Raw genomic sequence first — 20,110 nt, 5'->3', positions numbered from 1 at the left:
TCTATTTTATCTGGTATTTTAATTTCTTGATAGACATATAATGAGAAGAAAAATCATTCTTGAAAAGAGAGTGGTAAAATTACAAGAGATATTGAACAACATATCAGTTGATATTTAAAAAACGAAAAAATTGAAAAGAGGGCAATATGCGTGATCCCTACACGATTTTGGGTGTGGCACGTACCGCAAAACCGCAAGAGATTAAATCAGCTTTCAGAAAATTAGCAAAGAAATATCATCCAGACCACAATGTGAATGATGCAAAAGCTAAAGAAAAGTTTTCTGAAATTAATCAAGCTTATGAAATTATAGGTGATAAGGACAAAAGGGCACAATTTGATCGTGGTGAAATTGATATGGAAGGAAAACCACTCTATCAAACCTATGGTGCTGGTGAAAATTTTAGCAATAGTCACAATCCTTTTTCAAGAGGGAGAAAAGGTTTTGATTTTTCTTCTTCAGACGGTGCAGGTTTTGATGCGAGTGATATTTTTCGTGATCTATTTGGCAGGGGTGGGAGTTTTTCAAATTCAGCACGATATAATCGGCCTCAACAAGGGGCGCATATTCGTGCGAATCTTGCAATAACGTTGGAACAGATGGTGGGTGCGGAAAAGGTAGAAGCCGTCTTTCCTAATGGAAAAAGGTTAAAAATTAAACTTCCAGACTATGTTGAAGATGGCCAAACCATTCGTTTAAAAGGTCAAGGAGAAGAAGTGGCTTATGGGCAGGCAGGAGATGCGTTGATAACGATTCAAATCCAAAAGCATCCTCGTTTGCGTGTTGAAGGAAGAGCTCTCCATCTTGATTTACCAGTTTCCCTTAAAAATGCTGTTCTGGGAGCAAAAACAGAAGTTGAGACTTTAGAAGGTCGTGTGGTTTTAACGATTCCTGCTTGGTCAAGCTCTGATCGTGTTTTACGGTTGAAAGGAAAAGGGCTTCGTTTAAAAAATGGTACGAGAGACGATCTTTATGTACATGTTCGTATAATGTTGCCGAAAGATGGGGATGCTGCTTTAGAACAATTTTTGCAAATGCAAAAAGATTAACATGTGAGTGATATAAAAGCAGAGTTTTTAAAGCAATTACTTGAAGAAAAAGTTGACCTATGCCATAGGCAGATGAATAATCTTAATTTTAAGTAACAATGGGGCAGTGCTGATGGCTAAGGGTAATGGTTTATTGTACGGCAAGCGTGGTTTAATTTTGGGATTAGCCAATAATCGTTCTATCGCTTGGGGGATAGCTAAAGCGGCGAATGCTGCGGGAGCGGAGCTTGCTTTTACTTATCAGGGTGATGCGATGAAAAAGCGTGTTGAGCCTTTGGCTGCGGAAGTACAGGGGTTAGTTTGCGGTCATTGTGATGTTTCTGATAGTGCATCTATTGATATGGTTTTTAGAGAAATAGAGAAGACGTGGGGTAAACTTGATTTTTTAGTTCATGCTATTGGTTTTTCTGATAAAGACGAATTAAGTGGTCGTTATATTGATATTAGCGAATCAAATTTTATGATGACCATGAATATTTCTGTTTATTCTTTAACAGCATTAGCAAAGCGTGCAGAAAAATTGATGCCGGATGGTGGTTCAATTTTAACTCTGAGCTATTATGGTGCAGAAAAAGTTGTTCCCAATTATAATGTGATGGGCATTGCCAAAGCAGCTCTTGAAGCGAGCGTGAAATATCTTGCAGTAGATTTAGGTCCTCAAAATATCCGTGTCAATGCTCTATCTGCTGGACCAATAAAGACCTTAGCAGCTTCTGGTATTGGTGATTTCCGTTATATTTTAAAATGGAATGAATATAACGCTCCCTTACGTCGAACGGTAACAATTGAAGAAGTGGGTGATTCTGCTCTTTACTTTCTTTCAGATTTGTCTCGTTCTGTTACTGGTGAGATACACCATGTGGATTCAGGTTATAATATCATAGGTATGAAAGCTGTGGATGCGCCAGATATTTCTGTCGTTAAAGAATAAGGCTTAATTCGACAAAATTGATTTAATCGAATTTAAAACGGCCAATGGTATTTTGGAATAGAAACTGTTTTTATACGGCACAACATAGGCTTTAGTTGTGTGTATTTGACGAAGAAACGGATCATTTTTCATGTCGCATAATACATTTGGTCATTTGTTTCGCGTTACAACATGGGGTGAAAGCCATGGAGCTGCTCTTGGTTGTGTCATTGATGGTTGTCCACCCGGCATTACTTTTACGCTTTCAGACATTCAAGCTTATCTTGATAAACGCAGGCCAGGACAATCCAAATATACAACGCAGCGTCAAGAATTAGATCAAGTAGAGGTACTTTCAGGCGTTGTTTCTCAGGATGAAAGAACAACTTTGGTGACAACGGGGACGCCAATTTCTTTACTGATTCGAAATACGAATCAACGCTCTCAAGACTATAGCTCTATTGCTCATCAGTATCGCCCTAGTCATGCAGATTATACATATGATGTTAAATATGGCATCCGTGATTTTCGAGGTGGTGGACGCGCTTCAGCGCGTGAAACGGCAGCACGTGTTGCAGCAGGCGCTATTGCGCGTAAAGTTGTTCCTAATTTGATTGTACGGGGGGCAGTGATAGCGATTGGAACCCATACGATTAATCGTGATCGTTGGAATTGGTCAGAGGTTGGGAACAACTCTTTTTTTACGCCTGATGCCGAGATAGTACAGGTTTTTAGTGATTATATCGATAAAGTGCGCAAAGATGGTTCGTCGGTTGGTGCTGTTGTTGAAATTGTTGCAGAAAATGTTCCACCAGGTTTAGGAGCACCGATTTACGCAAAACTTGATCAAGACATCGCGTCATTCCTTATGTCGATTAATGCGGTGAAGGGGGTGGAAATAGGTGATGGTTTTACAGCAGCTCGCCTGAGAGGAGAAGAAAATGCAGATGAAATGCGCATGGGGAGTGATGGAAAACCACTCTTTTTATCCAATCACGCTGGTGGTATTTTAGGCGGGATATCGAGTGGACAGCCGATTGTTGCACGTTTTGCAGTAAAGCCTACTTCATCAATTTTAACACCACGTCGTTCGATTGATGTTTATGGTAATGAAATAGACGCTGTAACGAAAGGGCGTCATGATCCTTGCGTTGGGATTCGTGCTGTTCCTGTTGGTGAAGCAATGGTGGCTTGTGCTATTGCTGACCATTATCTAAGACATCGCGGTCAGGTTGGATGATTTGAAAGGTAAATAATGGCGTATGATGAAAAAAAAATTGTTTCAGCACTTCAAGCTTTTGAACGTGGTGAAATTATTGTGGTTACCGATGATGATGACCGTGAAAATGAAGGTGATTTAACGCTTGCTGCTGCCCATTGTACAGAAGAAAAGATGGCTTTTATCATTCGTCATACAACCGGTATTGTTTGTGCGCCTATGCCAAAAGAAGAAGCGCAACGATTTCATCTTGCTCCTATGGTGCCAGATAATGATTCTGCTCATCGTACCCAGTTTACTGTGACTGTTGATTTTAAATATGGAATAACAACGGGAATTTCAGCGCACGATCGTACATTAGCGGTGCGTAATCTTGCAAATTCGAATGCTGGTCCAAACGATTTTGTTCGTCCTGGACATATTTTTCCTTTGATTGCGCATGAAGGAGGGGTTCTTATGCGTTCAGGTCATACGGAAGCAGCTGTTGATTTATGTAAATTAGTGGGTTTGCCTCCCGTTGGTGTTATCGGTGAATTGGTCAATGATGATGGCAGCGTTAAACATGGAAATGAGATTACAAAATTTGCACGAGAGAATCGATTGCATATCATATCGGTTGCAGATTTGATTGCTTATCGCCAATGTAAAGAAATTTTAATCAAGCAGATTGGAGAAATGCTGATTGAAACATCAATAGGTCCAGCTATTGTTCGAAGTTATCAACTTCCTTGGGTAGATATGCAACATATTGCAATTGTTTTTGGTGATATCAGTGAAGGTGAGAATATTCCTGTATGTTTGCATCGTGAAAATATTTTGAACAATATTTGGGGACAATCCTCACCTATTATAGCTCTTATGCAGAATATGGTGAAAAAACAAAAATGTGGTGTGTTTGTTTATTTGCGTGAAGAATCTATAAGTATACAACCAGTTGCTGGCAGTCAGGAGATATTAAAGAACAGTTTAGAAAACCATGTGCAGGCAATTGTACGTGAAAAAGAATGGCGCCAAATTGGTTTAGCATCACAAATTTTGAAATATTTAGGAATTCGTTCTGTTATTGTTTATGCTTCTAAAGAGCATCATTATATAGGTTTAGAAGATTTTGGAGTTCATATATCTAGAACAGAGATTTTATGAGGATTACATGAAACAAGGGACAAATAAGGGGGATATTACGGCATTAAGTTTTGAAGAAGCGCTTAAGCAACTTGAAGTCATTGTAGAGAATTTAGAACGCGGGGATGTTCCTTTAGAACAGTCCATTGATATTTATGAACGAGGCGAATCTCTTAAAAAACATTGTGAGAAACTCTTGAAAGTAGCTGAAGCTAAAGTTGAAAAAATTCAGCTTTCACGGGACGGTTTTCCAGAAGGTGCAGAGCCTCTTGATTCTGAAGAACATTGAATCACTTATGAATATTTATTGAGCAAGACAGGAGATACAATAATTGAGTTTTAGGAAACACAATTTTATTGATTTCTTTATTATGAAATAAATGCGTATAAAAAGAAAGAGCATAAAACGTTGCCAATAAAGAATGTGTTTCAGTAAAAATATGCAAAACTCTCAACAGAAAAGAGAGAGAAGCATGCTCTTATCATTTCACTTAATCGATAAGATAATATTTAAGGAGTCTTTTTTGTCTCGAAGATTGATGCCATTACTTGATCGTATTTGTTTACCGCATGATTTGCGTGCATTGCCTGAGTCTGATTTGGTAAGGTTAGCCGATGAGTTGCGGATGGAAATAATTGATGCGGTTTCCGTAACAGGTGGTCATCTTGGTGCGGGTCTTGGTGTCGTTGAGCTTACAATTGCATTGCATTATGTTTTTAATACACCTGAGGATAGAATTATTTGGGATGTTGGTCATCAAGCCTATCCGCATAAAATTTTAACAGGGCGTAGAGAGAGAATACGCACATTGCGTCAAGAAGGTGGATTATCAGGTTTTACGAAGCGTTCTGAAAGTGTGTATGATCCTTTTGGTGCGGGGCATTCTTCTACTTCTATTTCGGCGGGTCTTGGCATGGCAGTCGCGAGTGCCTTGAAAGCAGAGACAAGACGCAATGTCATTGCTGTCATTGGTGATGGTGCTATGTCTGCTGGTATGGCTTACGAAGCGATGAATAATGCAGGTGCTTTAAATGCACGTTTGATTGTTATTCTTAATGATAACGATATGTCTATTGCGCCTCCTACGGGTGCTATGAGTGCACATCTAGCCAGGTTAGTTTCTCGTCCCGCTTACCGTAGTTTACGCGAACGGGTAAAAGTATTGGGCGAAAAATTGCCTAAGTTCTTTTTAGATAAGGCACGTCTTTCAGAGGAGTTTGCACGTGGTCTTTTGGTTGGAGGAACCTTATTTGAAGAGCTTGGCTTTTACTATGTTGGACCAATAGATGGTCACAACTTCAGACATTTATTACCTGTTTTAAAAAATGTTCGCGAATATCCTCATGGTCCTGTTTTGGTGCATATTGTGACACATAAGGGCAAAGGATATGCACCTGCTGAAGCATCATCGGATAAATATCATGGTGTTAACCGTTTTGATATTACAACAGGGAAACAGGTTAAAACACCAAGTCATGCTCTGTCTTATACGAAGGTATTTTCTAAGGCTTTAATAGAAGAAGCCACACATGATAACAAGATTGTCAGTATAACCGCAGCGATGCCAACAGGAACAGGCCTTGATGCTTTCGCAGAAAAATTTCCTGAAAGAATGTTTGATGTGGGTATTGCTGAACAGCATGCCGTCACTTTTGCTGCTGGTATTGCATGTGAAGGCTATAAGCCTTTTGTTGCAATTTATTCTACTTTTTTACAACGCGCTTATGATCAAATTATTCATGATGTATCGATTCAAAAATTGCCTGTGCGTTTTGCTATTGATCGCGCAGGATTTGTGGGAGCAGATGGTGCGACACACGCTGGCAGTTTTGATATTGTTTTTTTAGCCACTCTGCCTGAATTTGTTGTGATGGCACCTTCTGATGAAGTCGAACTGATGCATATGGTGCGTACTGCTGCAGCTTATGATCAGGGACCAATTTCTTTTCGTTATCCGCGTGGTGAGGGTGTTGGTATGGATTTACCGCAGCGCGGTACGTTATTAGAGATTGGAAAAGGGCGCATTTTGCGTGAGGGAAACAGGGTCGCTTTGGTTTGTTTTGGAACACGGATGTCAGAAGTATTGGGAGCTGCTGATGTGCTGATAGCAGAGGGATTATCTACAACGGTAGCAGATGCGCGGTTTGCAAAGCCTTTAGATAAGGATTTGATGCGCCGTTTGGCGCGTGAGCATGAAGTATTGGTGACAATTGAAGAAGGTGCAGTAGGTGGATTTGGAGCCCATTTATTACAATTTTTGGCGCAAGAAGGGCTCTTAGAACAGGGATTAAAGATTCGTACTTTAAAACTCCCTGATGAATATTTGAATCATGGCTTACCGGAAAAAGTTCTTTCACGTATAGGACTTGATGTAGTTGGTATTGTCAACACGGTTTGTACTGCTTTGGGACGTAAGCTTCAAACAATACAGAAAATTTGAGTGTAAGATGATGGCCGGAAAAAGGCTCGATATTCTTTTAGTTGAAAAGAACTTTTTTAAAACACGTTCTCGAGCACGTGACGCGATTCTACGTCAAACTGTTAAAGTTAATGGTGAAATCATTTTAAAAGCTGGGCAAATTGTTTCTGATAATGCAGAGATTAACGTTTGCGATCCGGCACAGAATTATGTTTCACGTGCGGCATTAAAATTGATCAGTGCACTTGATACATTTCCAATTATAACGGATAAAGTGACTGCTCTTGATATTGGTGCATCGACAGGTGGTTTTACGCAAGTTCTTTTAGAACGTGGAGCGGCACATGTTATTGCTGTCGATGTTGGTCATCATCAATTAGATGAATGTTTATTGAACAACGGTGCGATAACTTTATTAGAAGGCTTAAATGCTAGGGATTTAAAACAAGAACATTTAGACGGACGGGAAATAGATCTCATTGTCTCAGATGTCAGTTTTATTTCTCTCAAACTTGCGTTACCTTCTGTTTTGTCTTTAGCCAAGAAGGGCGCACAAGCTGTTTTATTAGTGAAGCCTCAATTTGAGGTTGGCCGTAAATATCTCGGTAAGAGAGGGGTATTAAAAAATCCGTCAATGGCTAGAGAAATTGCTGAAAAGCTTTTTTATTGGCTCAATACACAAAGAGAATGGAGAGCAAAAGCTTTGCTTCCTTCACCTATTTTAGGTGGTTATGGCAATTTGGAATATTTGTTATTCGGAGAAAAACAACAGTGAATGACAGTGTCATAATCGACCATATTGGAGTAAACGGTCATGGTGTTACCAAAACATTGCGTGACTTTGTTTATGTTCCTTTTACTTTACCAGGGGAATGTGCTGAAATCACCGTTTATGAAAAATATGCCACACTTGTAGCATTAAAGAAAAAATCACCAGAACGCATTGATACTCTCTGCCAGCATTTTGGAGAATGTGGCGGATGTACACTTCAACATTGGCATATCGATTCTTATCACAAATGGAAGAGACAACTGGTGCTTGATGCTCTGAAAGAATATAAACTTGATCTTGCTGTTTCACCTTTAATAGAATGTGCTCTTTATAGTCGCCGGCGAATCACTCTCACGGCTTCCATGACACCACAAGGTCAGAGAGTCGGTTTTAATCGTCATCTTTCTCATGAAATTGTTTCTCTTGAGGAATGTCCAGTAAGCTGTCCACAAATTATATCTAAACTCGGAGCTATCAGGGAGCTCTGTGCTCATTTAAACAATCATGCCAAACGCTTTCACATGACGATAACATATGTTGCAAATGGTTTAGATGTTGCTTTAGGCGGTTGTGTGATACGCCATGAGTCACTTCGTCAGAAAATGATTCATACAGCTCTTGCATGTGGAATGACACGTTTATCTGTTGAAGGTGAAGTTTTGGTTGAGCGAGAAAAACCATTCATTTACTTTGGAGATGTCTGTGTTGAATTTCCTGCAGGCGGATTTCTCCAAGCAACATCTGAAGCAGAAAATATCATGGGCAATCTTATTTTGACTCATTTAAAGAAAGCAAAAAATGCTCTTGATTTATTTTCAGGGGTTGGTACATTTTCTTTGCGTATGGCTAAAAAGATGAATGTGCATGCGGTAGAGAGTGATGAGAAAGCGTTAAAAAACTTAAGCTTAGCAGCACGTTTTGCGACTGGTTTAAAAACTGTAACTTGTGAAAAACGAGATCTTTTTCGTCGTCCACTCTCTGTGAGGGAACTTGAATATTTTGAATCTGTTGTTTTTGATCCTCCACGCGCTGGTGCAGAAGAACAAGTACGTGAGTTGGCTAAGGCAAGAATACCTCGTATAGTGGCAATTTCATGTAATCCTATGACATTTGCTCGTGATTTATCTCTGCTTATTGCCGGTGGCTATACAGTAGAAAAAGTTATACCGATTGATCAATTTTTATGGTCACCACATGTTGAAGTTGTTGCCCTTTTAAGCAAGCGAAAAGCAAAATCAGGCTGGAAGCTTTAACCTTAATGAAAAAGCTTTTTTAAATTCCGTTAAGAATCCTTTAACGAAATGAATTTGGAATATCTCATGACAGTGCTGTTCCACCAATTGTCATATTATTCATTCGCAAATGAGGTTGACCAACGCCTACAGGGACATTTTGTCCAGCTTTTCCACACATACCGATACCATTATCAAGTTTGCTATCATTGCCAATCATTGTGATACGTTTCATAGCGTCTGGACCATTTCCAATAAGGGTTGCACCTTTTATAGGTGCACCAATTTTACCATTCTCTACTCGGTATGCTTCAGTGCACTCAAAGACAAACTTTCCAGAAGTAATATCAACTTGTCCTCCGCCAAATGAAACAGCATAAATACCGTTTTTGAGTGAGGATAGAATTTCTTCAGGTGTTTTGTCACCTCCTAGCATAATGGTATTTGTCATCCTTGGCATTGGAGCATGTGCATAGGATTCACGTCGTCCATTTCCTGTAGGCTCCATTCCCATAAGTCGAGCATTAAGCCTGTCTTGCATAAAACCAATAAGTTTTCCATCTTCAATAAGCACGTTATATCCTGATGGGGTTCCTTCATCATCAATGGTCAGTGAACCACGGCACTGGGGAATTGTCCCATCATCAACAACTGTAACACCTTTTGCGGCAACCTGTTGTCCCAAAAGTTCAGAAAAAGCTGAAGTTTTTTTACGGTTAAAATCACCTTCTAAACCATGACCTACGGCTTCATGAAGCATAACACCTGGCCATCCATTCGCTAAGACAACATCAAATATTCCCGCTGGTGCTGCTTCTGCTTCTAAGTTTATAAGAGCCATACGCAAAGCTTTATCAGCAGCGTGTTTCCAGTTTTCTTCATTAATGAATTGGCTAAATGCTTGTCGTCCACCACATCCATAAAAGCCATTTTCACGTCGATTACCTTCAGCAGCAACAACAGATATAGAAAGACGTACAAGAGGACGCACATCACGAACCAGATGCCCGTCTGCCCGTAAAATTTCAATATGCTGTAATGAACCAGAAAGAGCAACAGTAACTTGATGCAATTTATCATTTTTAGCCCGTAAATAGGCATCAATTTTTTGTAAAAGTTTACTTTTTTCTTCAAAGGATGGGGTATCAAGCGGATTATGTGGTTGATAGAGCCTTTTGTTTGTTTTTTGAGGTGCTACGCTATAAGGCCCAGCATGATTATGATAAGTCACAGCTTTTGCTGCTGCACTGGCACGTTTGAGTGCCACTGCTGATAATTCGCTAGAATGCGCATATCCTGTAGCTTCTCCAGCTACCACACGCAGACCAAATCCCATATCTTGATGAAATGAGCCATTTTTAAGTTGTCCATTATCAAATAAAAGAGCTTCGCTTTCTTTATATTCCAGATAAAGTTCTCCATCATCAGCATGATGAAGTGCTTCTTGTACAAGTGATTGTACTTGAGATGAAGCAATATCAAAATGATCAATAAGCGATTTCATAGTCATTATCCTATTTTATGGGGGCTGAAAAGATTTTTCTTGGCTTTGTTTAAAGAAACTGTGAAGTGCGCTACAAAGTCTCAGTTATTGAATCTATAAAGATTCTATTATATTGGTAGGGTTGCATAAGCATCCTTGAGACCATTGAGATCAACAAGTCCCCCAATTGCTTGCTCTGGTGTTGTGAAAATAAAGTAGGTCGCCGTCTTACCTTTCAAGAAACGCTGTAGGATATCTTCTTTAAGGATAGCTTCAGCAACACAATTATCACCAAGACAGCGACGATATTCTAATCTTCCCATATTTTTATCATCAATTTTAAGTCCAACACCAGGACGCAATTCAACACGGATCGGAACAAAAACACGCATCAGAGCTCCTTGATTTTTAGGAAGTTTATAAAATGTAACGCGCAGAGTAATATCATGGCGATTTTGTGTATGTACGTTTTGTACAATTTCACATTGCATATTAGGTGTACCTGGTGGCAGAGAACAAACTTTTGTCCATGCACCATAGGTTTGTGGGGCAGAGACATTTGGCACATGAGATGTTTGTGCAGTGGCATGATTGAGAAAAATATTACAGAGTGTGTAAATAACAGCACTAACAAAGAAATTTTTTTTTAGCAATTTATAAAGTACCACAGAAAACCCTAACTACCCCACTACTATACTTAATGTATAGCACTACATAAAAATAAATGCTCAAACAGAAACCACGAAACTATAACACAAAACCGTTCTTTACCCAAACATATTAATTTCTCTGTATGCAATAAAAAAAATAAACCTACCCCGTATCCGATAAGTTTTTTTAGGGTTTCTCTGTGATGTTTGGTAGAATGTATTTTTTATGGTACTTTGTGTAATGTAAAAAATAATATACCGAACAAACATATTTTTGTTGCAAATGTTTCTATCTGTTTTTAGGGAATGTATAAAAGAGAGGTATCCTATATGTTCTCAGAAGTGCTAAAATATTAATTGGTCATTCCCATATGCCAGACAGTATTTGTTCGTGGATGACAAAAATGAAAAAGGTTTTTGAGTGGCATGTCTGTTTCAGGAGAATTATCGGTTGCAAGTGGTAAATCAATTCCACCAAAATCCAGTATTGGCGATTATATCACGTTATTAAAACCAAGGGTTATGTCACTTGTTGTTTTTACGGCTCTAGTTGGATTGGTTGTATCGCCTGTTTCGATTCATCCATTTTATGGTTTTTTAGCAATTTTTTGTATTGCTGTAGGTGGTGGTGGAGCTGGAGCTCTTAATATGTGGTATGATGCTGACATTGATGCAGTGATGGAGCGCACCAAAAATCGTCCCATCCCGATGGGAAAAATTAGTCCTAAGAGGGCTCTTATTTTTGGTATGGTTTTATCTATGCTTTCGGTATTGATTATGGGGCTCTTCATTAATTGGTTTGCAGCATTTTTTCTTGCATTCACGATCTTCTTTTATGTCGTTATTTATACAATTTGGCTCAAGCGTGTAACACCGCAGAATATTGTTATTGGCGGTGCATCTGGAGCTTTTCCACCAATGATTGGCTGGGCGGCGACGACGGGATCAGTGAGTATTGAAAGCTTTTTATTATTTTTAATCATTTTTATGTGGACACCACCACATTTTTGGTCTCTTTCTCTCTTTTCATCTCTTGATTATGAAGCAGCGGGAATTCCTATGATGCCTAATGTACAAGGTGAACATACAACAAAAAAACAGATCTTATTTTATACTGTTTTGATGGGGATATGTGCTGCTGGGCTTTCCATTACTGGTTTTGCAGGCGTTTTCTATAGTATTTTTTCAACAATTTTGAGCATTATTTTTGTTTATTTTGCCTACCACTTATGGAAAGCTGATACGCAAGATGAAACTATTGTGATGGCAAAAAAATTGTTTTTCTTTTCGTTATTTTATTTAGCTGTTCTCTTTGGAGTTCTCTTGATTGAAGCTCTTGTTTGGTCTTTTATCACTATTTAAGAGTGTTAGATGAAAGAGCTGTTCCTGAAGAAAATGCTATAGGAATATATAATGAGGCGTGTATGGTATTGCCAATTGTTTCTTGACACTGTTTATGTAGTACATAAAAATAATTTTTTTTGAACATATGGTTAAAGTTAGAGATATTAAGGATGATTTATGTCTATGCTTCCTCCTTTAACAATGCGTCTTTGTGGTCCACGTGGATTTTGTGCAGGGGTTGATCGTGCTATTCAGATTGTTCTTCTTGCTTTAAAAAAATATGGCGCTCCAGTGTATGTTCGTCATGAAATTGTGCACAACCGCTATGTGGTTGAAGGATTACAACAACGCGGCGCTGTTTTTATTGAAGAACTTGATGAGATTCCAGAAAAACACCGTGGTCAACCCGTGATATTTTCTGCCCATGGTGTGCCGAAATCTGTACTAGAAGAAGCACGTCATTATAATTTGTTTTATCTTGATGCAACCTGTCCGTTGGTTTCTAAAGTTCATAAACAAGTGATACGGCATCAACGTCACGGCCGTCATGTTATCTTGATTGGTCATTCTGGTCATCCTGAGGTGATAGGAACAATGGGACAGCTTGAAAAAGGGAGTATGACATTAATTGAAACGATGGAAGATGCTTTACATTATCAGCCAAATAATCCAGAAAAATTAGGATTTGTAACACAAACAACACTTTCTGTTGAAGATACAGCAGAAATTCTTGATGTATTACATCAACGTTTTCCTACATTAGAGGCTCCAGCTGCTGAATCAATTTGTTATGCGACCACGAATCGACAAGATGCTGTTAAGGCAGCAGCAAAGGGAAGTGATTTATTTTTGATTGTGGGAGCACAAAATTCTTCTAATTCGCAACGTTTGGTAGAGGTTGCTGAAAGATTTGGTGCACAGCGAGCAGTTTTAGTTCAATGTGCTGCTGAAGTAGATTTTGATCATCTGGGAGATCTTTCCATTATAAGTCTTTCAGCGGGTGCTTCTGCCCCTGAAATTATTATTGATGAAATTATTTCAGCTTTTCGTAAGCGTTATGATGTTACAATAGAATTGGCAGAAACAATAGTGGAAACAGAAAGGTTTTTGGTGAGTCGCGAATTACGTGATATCACTCTAACACCTCAAGATATGTTTTTTGTGAATGGTGGAGCTGAGACACTAAAAAATGAAGATCAGAGTACAATTATGCCTGTAATGAAAGCAAAATAATGGCAGTATATACAGATATTCAATCAAATGATTTGAAGATATTTTTGACACGTTATTCGATAGGTTCACTTGTGTCCTATCAGGGCATAGAGGAAGGGATAGAGAATTCTAATTTTATACTCCATACAACAGAGGGGAGATTTGTTCTAACGCTTTATGAAAAACGTATTGCAAAAGATGATTTGCCTTTTTTTTGCAGCCTTATGCAGCATTTAAACCAGCGTGGAATTCCTTGTCCTCAACCAATCACACAAAATGATGGGATAACAATCGGTGAATTGGCAGGACGTCCTGCTGCTATTATTACTTTTTTGGAAGGAATGTGGATTCGCCAGCCTAATATATATCATTGTGGTGAAGTGGGAACGGGTTTAGCGCAATTGCATTTAGCGGGACAGGATTTTACGCTCAGTCGTAAAAATACTCTTTCTGTTATGGACTGGAGGTTATTGTGGCAACATTGCCAAATGAGCAAAAATGCATTGTTAAGAGAGTTTGGGCAAAAAATTGATATGGAATTGGCTTTTTTACAGAAAAATTGGCCGTCAAATTTACCAACAGGCATTATTCATGCTGATTTATTTAATGATAATGTGTTTTTTTTGAATCATCATCTTTCTGGTATTATAGACTTTTATTTTGCTTGTAATGATTTTTGGGCTTATGATTTAGCGATCTGCTTGAATGCTTGGTGTTTTGAACCGGACCATTCCTATAGCCTTATCAAAGCACGTAGACTTTTGGAAAATTATCAAAAAATAAGACCATTGCTTCTTTTAGAATTGAATGCAATGATTTTATTGGCACGTGGTGCATCTTTACGTTTTTTTCTCACGCGTCTTTATGATTGGTTTAATACACCACCAGAGAGTTTTGTCATTAAGAAAGATCCATGGGAATATTGGCACAAGCTTTGTTTTTTCAGTAAGATAGATTCGTTGAGTGAATTGGGTTTTTGAATTGTATGTTAAATCAACAAAAAATCGTTGAAATTTATACAGATGGTGCCTGTTCGGGTAATCCTGGAGTTGGCGGATGGGGGGCAATTTTACGCTGGAAAGGTCATGAACGTGAGCTTTATGGTGGACAAGCGCACACCACAAACAATCAAATGGAATTGATGGCAGCAATTTGTGCATTGAAGGCGCTAAAGGAATCCTGTTCTGTCGATCTTTATACGGACTCAGTTTATGTCCGCAACGGTATCTCTACGTGGCTTGAAGGTTGGAAAAAAAATAATTGGCGTACTGTATCCAAAAATCCTGTAAAAAATATGGAGTTGTGGCAAGCTCTTGAAGAGATTTGTTCTCGTCATATAGTCAGATGGCATTGGATGAAAGGACACGCAGGACATCCAGATAATGAGCGTGCAGATGCACTGGCTCGGCAAGCAATTGCACAATATCGTGAAAATGGATACTTTTCAAAATAGTTTTTTTACAAGTTTTGCTCTTTTATCATGGTGAGAGAAAAAAGTTTGGTGTTTATAAGAAATATTACTCATTTATGCTGCTGCTGCGAATGGTATAATGTGAAACCTATTGTTTACCACTACTTTTATGCTGATGAACACATAAACCATCATCATAGTATTTGCCATTTCAAAATTCTGCGGTAACCTTTGGCACTTGAGATGGTTCATAAAAGACATTTTTCTTTAATCATTTTTGTCTAAATGCCAACCTTGTTGGGGACATGCAAGCAAATAATTTTGATGGCTTCAATATAAGAAGGGTTAAAATGAAAAAAAAATTTACCATATTTAGGGTTAATTCAAATTAAAAACGATAAATTATTATTGTAAATTCAATATGTTGTCATAAAAGTATAAATTTCCCACTGAAAGCAAGCTCTTTAAAAGAAATTGTATAAAAAATAGTGTTTTTTTCTTCATCTGGTATGAAATAAAGTGGAGCACTAAAAAGTGTATATTCTGTATTTTCACTTATCTTTTTTGCTGGTCCAATTTGCATTTTTCCTCCATCTAAAAAAAGAGAAGAAGGACTGCTCTTGTTGTTATTTTGTATTTTGATGAAAAGGGTATTTGTTTCTTTTTCAGCGCTTATTTTAAATCCATAATGTGTTGTGCGTGGTAAGGCATCTTGAGCCTTTTTTAACAAGGATAGAGGGAGAAGTTTGTTGTTTTGAACAGATGGAGAAAAATCAAAGTTAATGGTGAACGGAAGACAAATTTTATGACATAATCCAAGAGTTAAAGTACCACTTAAATTTTTATTTAAGCCAGAAAGAGTGAAGGGCAACACCACTTTATCTTTATAGCCAAATGACCAGTCATTTTCTGTTTCATAGAGTTGTGGTGTAGGATAGAAGATTTCATAAGCAACTTTTTGATTGAAATTAAAAAATGGTACTATGCCTGAATTACCTGGATTACGCCAGTATGTTTTCCATCCTGATTTCAAAACGATTTCAATAATACCCTCTCTTATTCCAGAAGGAGAGGGGGTGGTAATAGCTAGTCTGACACGGCCACCCTCTGATTCATACCAAGAAGTTGCAAAAAGATGTACTTCTTGTTTTATTTGGGCACTGACAGGAATATTAAGTAATTCTAAAATTATGGATGTTAAGATTAAAGTAATGATTTTTTTTTTATAAAGGCAAATTACGATATTTTTTAAACTTGTAAATATTTGAATTTTTCTCATAGGAGCTTTATTTCCCTGTTGTACTAACTAAAGTGAATTTTATCATATAAATTATGGAGAATAACAGATTGATGAAGCAGTGTAATAGCTTTTTAGGTGGGCAATTACTCATAGCAATGCCAGGGATGAATGACAAACGCTTTATTCGTTCTGTTATTTATGTTTGTGCGCATTCTGATGCTGGAGCTATGGGAATTATTCTTAATCAATTGCACCATATTGATTTTCCAGAACTTTTACTTCATCTTGGAGTCATAAACAGTGGTCAAAAAAAATGTCTTGCTGAACCAATAAAAAAGTTTCCCGTACGTTATGGTGGTCCAGTTGATCCTTCACGTGGTTTTGTTCTGCATTCTGATGATTATACCTGTGAAGAAACAGTTTCTATTGCAGATAAGATCTGCTTTACTGCAACGATTGATATATTAAAAGCAATCAGTTGTGAGAAAGGCCCTCAACATGCTCTCATAGCTTTAGGTTATGCTGGCTGGAAAGCTGGGCAGCTCGAGGAAGAAATCTCTACAAATGGTTGGCTCATTAGTCCTACATCTCCTAGTTTTCTTTTTGAAAGTGATTTAAGCCGCAAATACGATGAAAGCTTGGTTCGTATGGGAATTAATCCAGCCTATCTTGCTTCTGAAATGGGGCACGGGTAGGCCTTCTTATTTTCTAGATTTTTATTGAGTATAATATCCTATCCCTTATGTTGAATTGTATAAGGAAAATGCGTTTGAACGAGAGTGATTAATTCTTCAATAGCAATTGGCTTCGTAACAAGTGTGCTTTGAACATATTTACAGCCTTCTTGGCGGAGAAAGAGTGCTTCTTTTTCATTTTCAACACCTTCTGCAATGATTTGTAAATTAAGATCTGTTGCCATGTTAATAATAGATTTGAGAACAAGCTTTTTCTTAGGTGAGTTGATTGAGATAAGTGAACGATCTAATTTAACTATATCGAATGGATAGCGCACGAGATAAGCAAGTGATGAATAACCTGTTCCAAAATTATCGAGTGCAAGATTCATTCCAAGAGCTTTAATTTGTTCAAGAAAATATGCTGATTGTTCAGGATTTTTTCTTAAAACAAACTCCGATATTTCTATCGTCAAACTCCCTTTTTTAAGTGGGTAGCGAAGTAAAGCAGAACGCAATTGACTGATGAAGCGAGGATGAACCATTTCTGAGCTTGGTAAATTGATGGAAATAAAGAAAGATTTTTGAGAAAATTTTTCTTGTACATTTGTAAGATCAATAACAGCATTATCAATGATAAATTGTGCTAAATCCATAACGATTTGTTCATTTTCTATGATCTTGATAAAATCAGAGACATTGAGATTTCCATAATTGGGATGATGCCATTCTACAATTGTTTCAAAACCAATAATGTGTCCATCTGATAAATTAAGAATGGGATGATAGAGAATTTTTATTTCATTACGTTTGATAGCATAATGAATATCTTTTGCCATTGTATTATGTTCAATACCTAAGGTACGAAAATTAGGGCGAAACGGTTCAATATGGTTGCCACCCATTTGTTTTGCACGGATCATTGCCAGTTCACTATCATTGAGAATATCTTTAGCAGTCGATCTATTTTCGCTCCATGTAACCAATCCGATTGATGTTGAAAGTGTTATTTGTTGTTCTGTAAGTGAAATAGGTGCTGAGATTGTTTTATGCAGATGATCGGCAAATGCAGCAATTTTCTGCGGTTCTGTTTCACTGAGTAAAATAATTGCAAAACGGTCCGCAGAAAGACGCGATAATGTATCTTGAAAATGAATAAGACGGCTTAAACGACGTGCTATGATGAGCAGTACCGTGTCACCAACAGCTATGCCTAATTTGCGATTAATTTGACGGAAATTATCGAAGTCAATCATAAATACAGTGGGTCTAATTTTGATATTTGCTTTGGCCAAAGAGGTATAGTTTTGTAGTCTGTCGAAAAAAATTTGTTGGTTGGGCAGGCCCGTTAAGCTGTCGTGGATGGCATCGTGCAATAAGCGTTCTTCGGATTTTTTATGATTGGTAATATTGACAATAGTTCCAATGACACGTGTAATTTTTCCATCTTTTTGCATAGCAGGACGTGCTCGAAGAGAAAACCAATGATAATAGCCACCACCAGAAGATAGTCGAAAAATTTGATCAATACGTCCTTTTTTATTTTTGAGAATGATATCCAATACGGCTTGAAAACGTTCACGATCATCATGGTGCAATGCTGAAATCCAGTTGCTTATAGAACCATTAAGCTTATGGGATTCAGTGCCAAAAAGGGTTGCCATATTTGGATGTACAACAATGCGATCACGTTCAACATCCCAATCCCAAATAATATTTCCAGCTCCCTTTGCAGCAAGCACTTGTTGTTCAAGATCAGAAAATATTCCTTCATGGAAAGCGTCATGAGAAAAAGTTTGTTGCATGACAGTAAAACTAATGAGAAGGACAATAAGTACTAATCCCCCAGCTAATGCTGGCTGGATAATGTCATTGTTTAAATAGCCTGCTATGCAGGCATAAGCTCCAACACACCAGAAACTAATGAGCAACCATGTTGGGATAAGCATGATAGCGCGGTCATAACTTCGCAATGAAAAGTAGCTGATTAAAATGATACCAAGTATAGCAGTGAGGCCAAATGACAGACGGGCGATACCAGCAGCTCTAGTGGGATCATAAATAGCAAGTGCTCCCAGACCACAAAAAGCAATGGTCCATAAAATAGCTCCATAACTAAAATGATAATGCCAGCGGTTAAGGCATAGATAGGTAAAAAGAAAAATAAAGAGTGTAGCAGTAAGTGCGACTTCTGTACCAGCACGCCAGATTGGTTGTGTTGTAAGTGTTACAGCAAAGAATTTATTTAAAAAGTTAAAATCGATGCCAATATAAAAGAGCACTGCCCAAGCGACAGCAGCAGTTGCAGGAAAGAGACCTGTTCCACGAACAACAAAAAGAACAGTTAACAAGAGTGCTAAAAGACCTGATATACCAAGAAGAATCCCATGATAAAGCGTATAGGAATTAATGGAATCTTTATAGGCTTCAGGCTGCCATAAATAGATTTGTGGTAGATTTGCAGCGTTAAGTTCGACAACAAATGTAACAACAGCACCAGGATTCAATGTAATACGAAAGATATCAGAGTTTGCATTAGGCTGACGATCGAGAGAAAAACCTTCGCTTGGAGTGATGGATTGAATTCGCGCTGCTCCAAGATCTGGCCAAAGAAGGCCTGAATGGGCCATGCGATAATGTGGAGCAACGATAAGACGGTCAATTTGTTCATCTGTCGGGTTTGCAAGAGAAAATACAGCCCAATTTCCAGAAAAGTTTTCACTTTTTGCCTGCACTTCAATGCGCCATACAATACCATCTGGTCCTGGGGCTGTACTTGTTTGAAAGATAGAGCTGTTTGTATGGTAAATTTCGATTGCTTTTGAAAGATCAAGAGCTGCATCTTGAGAAGAAATTTTAACGGGCTCAATTGCCTGTGCGGACGTAAGTTGGACAAAAGAACTGATGATTACAATAAAAATAATTTCAATGATTTTACGCAAACTTTTCACTATGTCCCACTCTCAGCATTTGAGGATATTTAATTTTAATTTTCGAGAAAAACGCTTACCTTTATAATTTCTGCTAGACCACAAGCAGTTATTATTTTCTTTTGAAAAGTTATACTATTTTATACAAAAACGAATTCTTTCCAAAGTACTCCAATAAAGCTTAAAGCTAATGGAAATTTACCTTTTTGTAGGGCAAAATTAAACTATGAGTTTACAGATTTCATAGATATAGCTTGCTTATCAGAAACTCTATCACATGAAGGAGGAGTTGGGTAGTTTTGTAGTGCTATTTTATCAATATTTCCCAAACTTATTTAGTAATAAGAACTTTTGGGGTAAATTTTATCATAAACTCTTTGCATGTTATGATGTTGCTGCTTGTTTTAGAGATTTAATCTTTACAAAGGCAGTTGGGAAAATT

Annotated in this window: 17 protein-coding genes; 13 read left to right on the top strand and 4 right to left on the bottom strand. The window is 37.9% G+C overall.

What is annotated here, in order from left to right; genetic code table 11:
- Positions 1-146: 146 nt before the first annotated feature.
- From ABD909_RS05900 to ABD909_RS05865, 8 genes are all read left to right on the top strand, one after another.
- A complete protein-coding gene (locus ABD909_RS05900) occupies positions 147-1,049 on the top strand; it encodes a DnaJ C-terminal domain-containing protein (RefSeq protein ID WP_345097031.1) in 903 nt (300 codons plus the stop codon).
- Positions 1,050-1,161: 112 nt separating this feature from the next.
- Positions 1,162-1,980 (top strand): enoyl-ACP reductase FabI, encoded by an 819-nt coding sequence (gene fabI / locus ABD909_RS05895; RefSeq protein WP_345097030.1) that lies wholly within the window; start codon positions 1,162-1,164, stop codon positions 1,978-1,980.
- A 130-nt stretch (positions 1,981-2,110) separates the two neighbouring features.
- Entirely contained in the window at positions 2,111-3,199 is a 1,089-nt protein-coding gene (gene aroC, locus ABD909_RS05890; RefSeq protein ID WP_345097029.1) for a chorismate synthase, read from the top strand.
- Between the two features lie 15 nt (positions 3,200-3,214).
- A complete protein-coding gene (ribB, locus tag ABD909_RS05885) occupies positions 3,215-4,321 on the top strand; it encodes a 3,4-dihydroxy-2-butanone-4-phosphate synthase (RefSeq protein ID WP_345097028.1) in 1,107 nt (368 codons plus the stop codon).
- 7 nt (positions 4,322-4,328) lie between these two features.
- Positions 4,329-4,589: an exodeoxyribonuclease VII small subunit gene (locus tag ABD909_RS05880; protein ID WP_345097027.1), complete on the top strand. Its 261-nt coding sequence runs from the start codon at positions 4,329-4,331 to the stop codon at positions 4,587-4,589.
- Between the two features lie 235 nt (positions 4,590-4,824).
- Positions 4,825-6,741: a 1-deoxy-D-xylulose-5-phosphate synthase gene (dxs, locus tag ABD909_RS05875; RefSeq protein WP_345097026.1), complete on the top strand. Its 1,917-nt coding sequence runs from the start codon at positions 4,825-4,827 to the stop codon at positions 6,739-6,741.
- Between the two features lie 7 nt (positions 6,742-6,748).
- Complete coding sequence (locus ABD909_RS05870; protein WP_345097025.1) at positions 6,749-7,495, top strand: TlyA family RNA methyltransferase; 747 nt, start codon at positions 6,749-6,751, stop codon at positions 7,493-7,495.
- Complete coding sequence (locus ABD909_RS05865; protein ID WP_345097024.1) at positions 7,492-8,745, top strand: class I SAM-dependent RNA methyltransferase; 1,254 nt, start codon at positions 7,492-7,494, stop codon at positions 8,743-8,745. The genes ABD909_RS05870 and ABD909_RS05865 overlap by 4 nt, the downstream gene beginning before the upstream one ends.
- A gap of 64 nt (positions 8,746-8,809) precedes the next feature.
- On the opposite strand, the gene tldD is transcribed toward ABD909_RS05865, so the two are convergent.
- Both tldD and ABD909_RS05855 read right to left on the bottom strand, forming a co-directional pair.
- Positions 8,810-10,228 carry a metalloprotease TldD gene (gene tldD / locus ABD909_RS05860; RefSeq protein ID WP_345097023.1) on the bottom strand — a complete coding sequence of 473 codons (1,419 nt, stop codon included), beginning with the start codon at positions 10,226-10,228 and terminating at the stop codon, positions 8,810-8,812.
- A 107-nt stretch (positions 10,229-10,335) separates the two neighbouring features.
- Positions 10,336-10,875: an invasion associated locus B family protein gene (locus tag ABD909_RS05855; protein WP_345097022.1), complete on the bottom strand. Its 540-nt coding sequence runs from the start codon at positions 10,873-10,875 to the stop codon at positions 10,336-10,338.
- A 408-nt stretch (positions 10,876-11,283) separates the two neighbouring features.
- Here ABD909_RS05855 and cyoE point away from each other — a divergent pair, with 408 nt between their 5' ends.
- From cyoE to rnhA, 4 genes are all read left to right on the top strand, one after another.
- A complete protein-coding gene (gene cyoE, locus ABD909_RS05850; protein WP_345097021.1) occupies positions 11,284-12,219 on the top strand; it encodes a heme o synthase in 936 nt (311 codons plus the stop codon).
- A 159-nt stretch (positions 12,220-12,378) separates the two neighbouring features.
- Complete coding sequence (gene ispH / locus ABD909_RS05845; protein ID WP_345097020.1) at positions 12,379-13,434, top strand: 4-hydroxy-3-methylbut-2-enyl diphosphate reductase; 1,056 nt, start codon at positions 12,379-12,381, stop codon at positions 13,432-13,434.
- Positions 13,434-14,393 carry a homoserine kinase gene (locus ABD909_RS05840; protein WP_345097019.1) on the top strand — a complete coding sequence of 320 codons (960 nt, stop codon included), beginning with the start codon at positions 13,434-13,436 and terminating at the stop codon, positions 14,391-14,393. Before ispH ends, ABD909_RS05840 begins: the two co-directional genes overlap by 1 nt.
- A 5-nt stretch (positions 14,394-14,398) precedes the next feature.
- Positions 14,399-14,866: a ribonuclease HI gene (gene rnhA / locus ABD909_RS05835; protein ID WP_345097018.1), complete on the top strand. Its 468-nt coding sequence runs from the start codon at positions 14,399-14,401 to the stop codon at positions 14,864-14,866.
- Between the two features lie 385 nt (positions 14,867-15,251).
- Here the strand turns inward: rnhA and ABD909_RS05830 are convergent, their stop codons facing one another.
- On the bottom strand, positions 15,252-16,103 hold the full coding sequence (locus ABD909_RS05830; protein WP_345097017.1) for a protein-disulfide reductase DsbD domain-containing protein: 852 nt from the start codon (positions 16,101-16,103) through the stop codon (positions 15,252-15,254).
- A 71-nt stretch (positions 16,104-16,174) separates the two neighbouring features.
- Between ABD909_RS05830 and ABD909_RS05825 the strand changes: the two genes are divergently transcribed.
- Positions 16,175-16,759 (top strand): YqgE/AlgH family protein, encoded by a 585-nt coding sequence (locus ABD909_RS05825; protein ID WP_345097016.1) that lies wholly within the window; start codon positions 16,175-16,177, stop codon positions 16,757-16,759.
- Positions 16,760-16,797: 38 nt separating this feature from the next.
- Here the strand turns inward: ABD909_RS05825 and ABD909_RS05820 are convergent, their stop codons facing one another.
- Positions 16,798-19,689 carry an EAL domain-containing protein gene (locus tag ABD909_RS05820; RefSeq protein ID WP_345097015.1) on the bottom strand — a complete coding sequence of 964 codons (2,892 nt, stop codon included), beginning with the start codon at positions 19,687-19,689 and terminating at the stop codon, positions 16,798-16,800.
- Positions 19,690-20,110 lie beyond the last annotated feature (421 nt).

It is taken from the genome of Bartonella acomydis, from assembly GCF_039543025.1.
In the GTDB taxonomy this organism is placed as follows: domain Bacteria; phylum Pseudomonadota; class Alphaproteobacteria; order Rhizobiales; family Rhizobiaceae; genus Bartonella; species Bartonella acomydis.
This window is presented reverse-complemented; position numbering and strand designations above follow the sequence as displayed.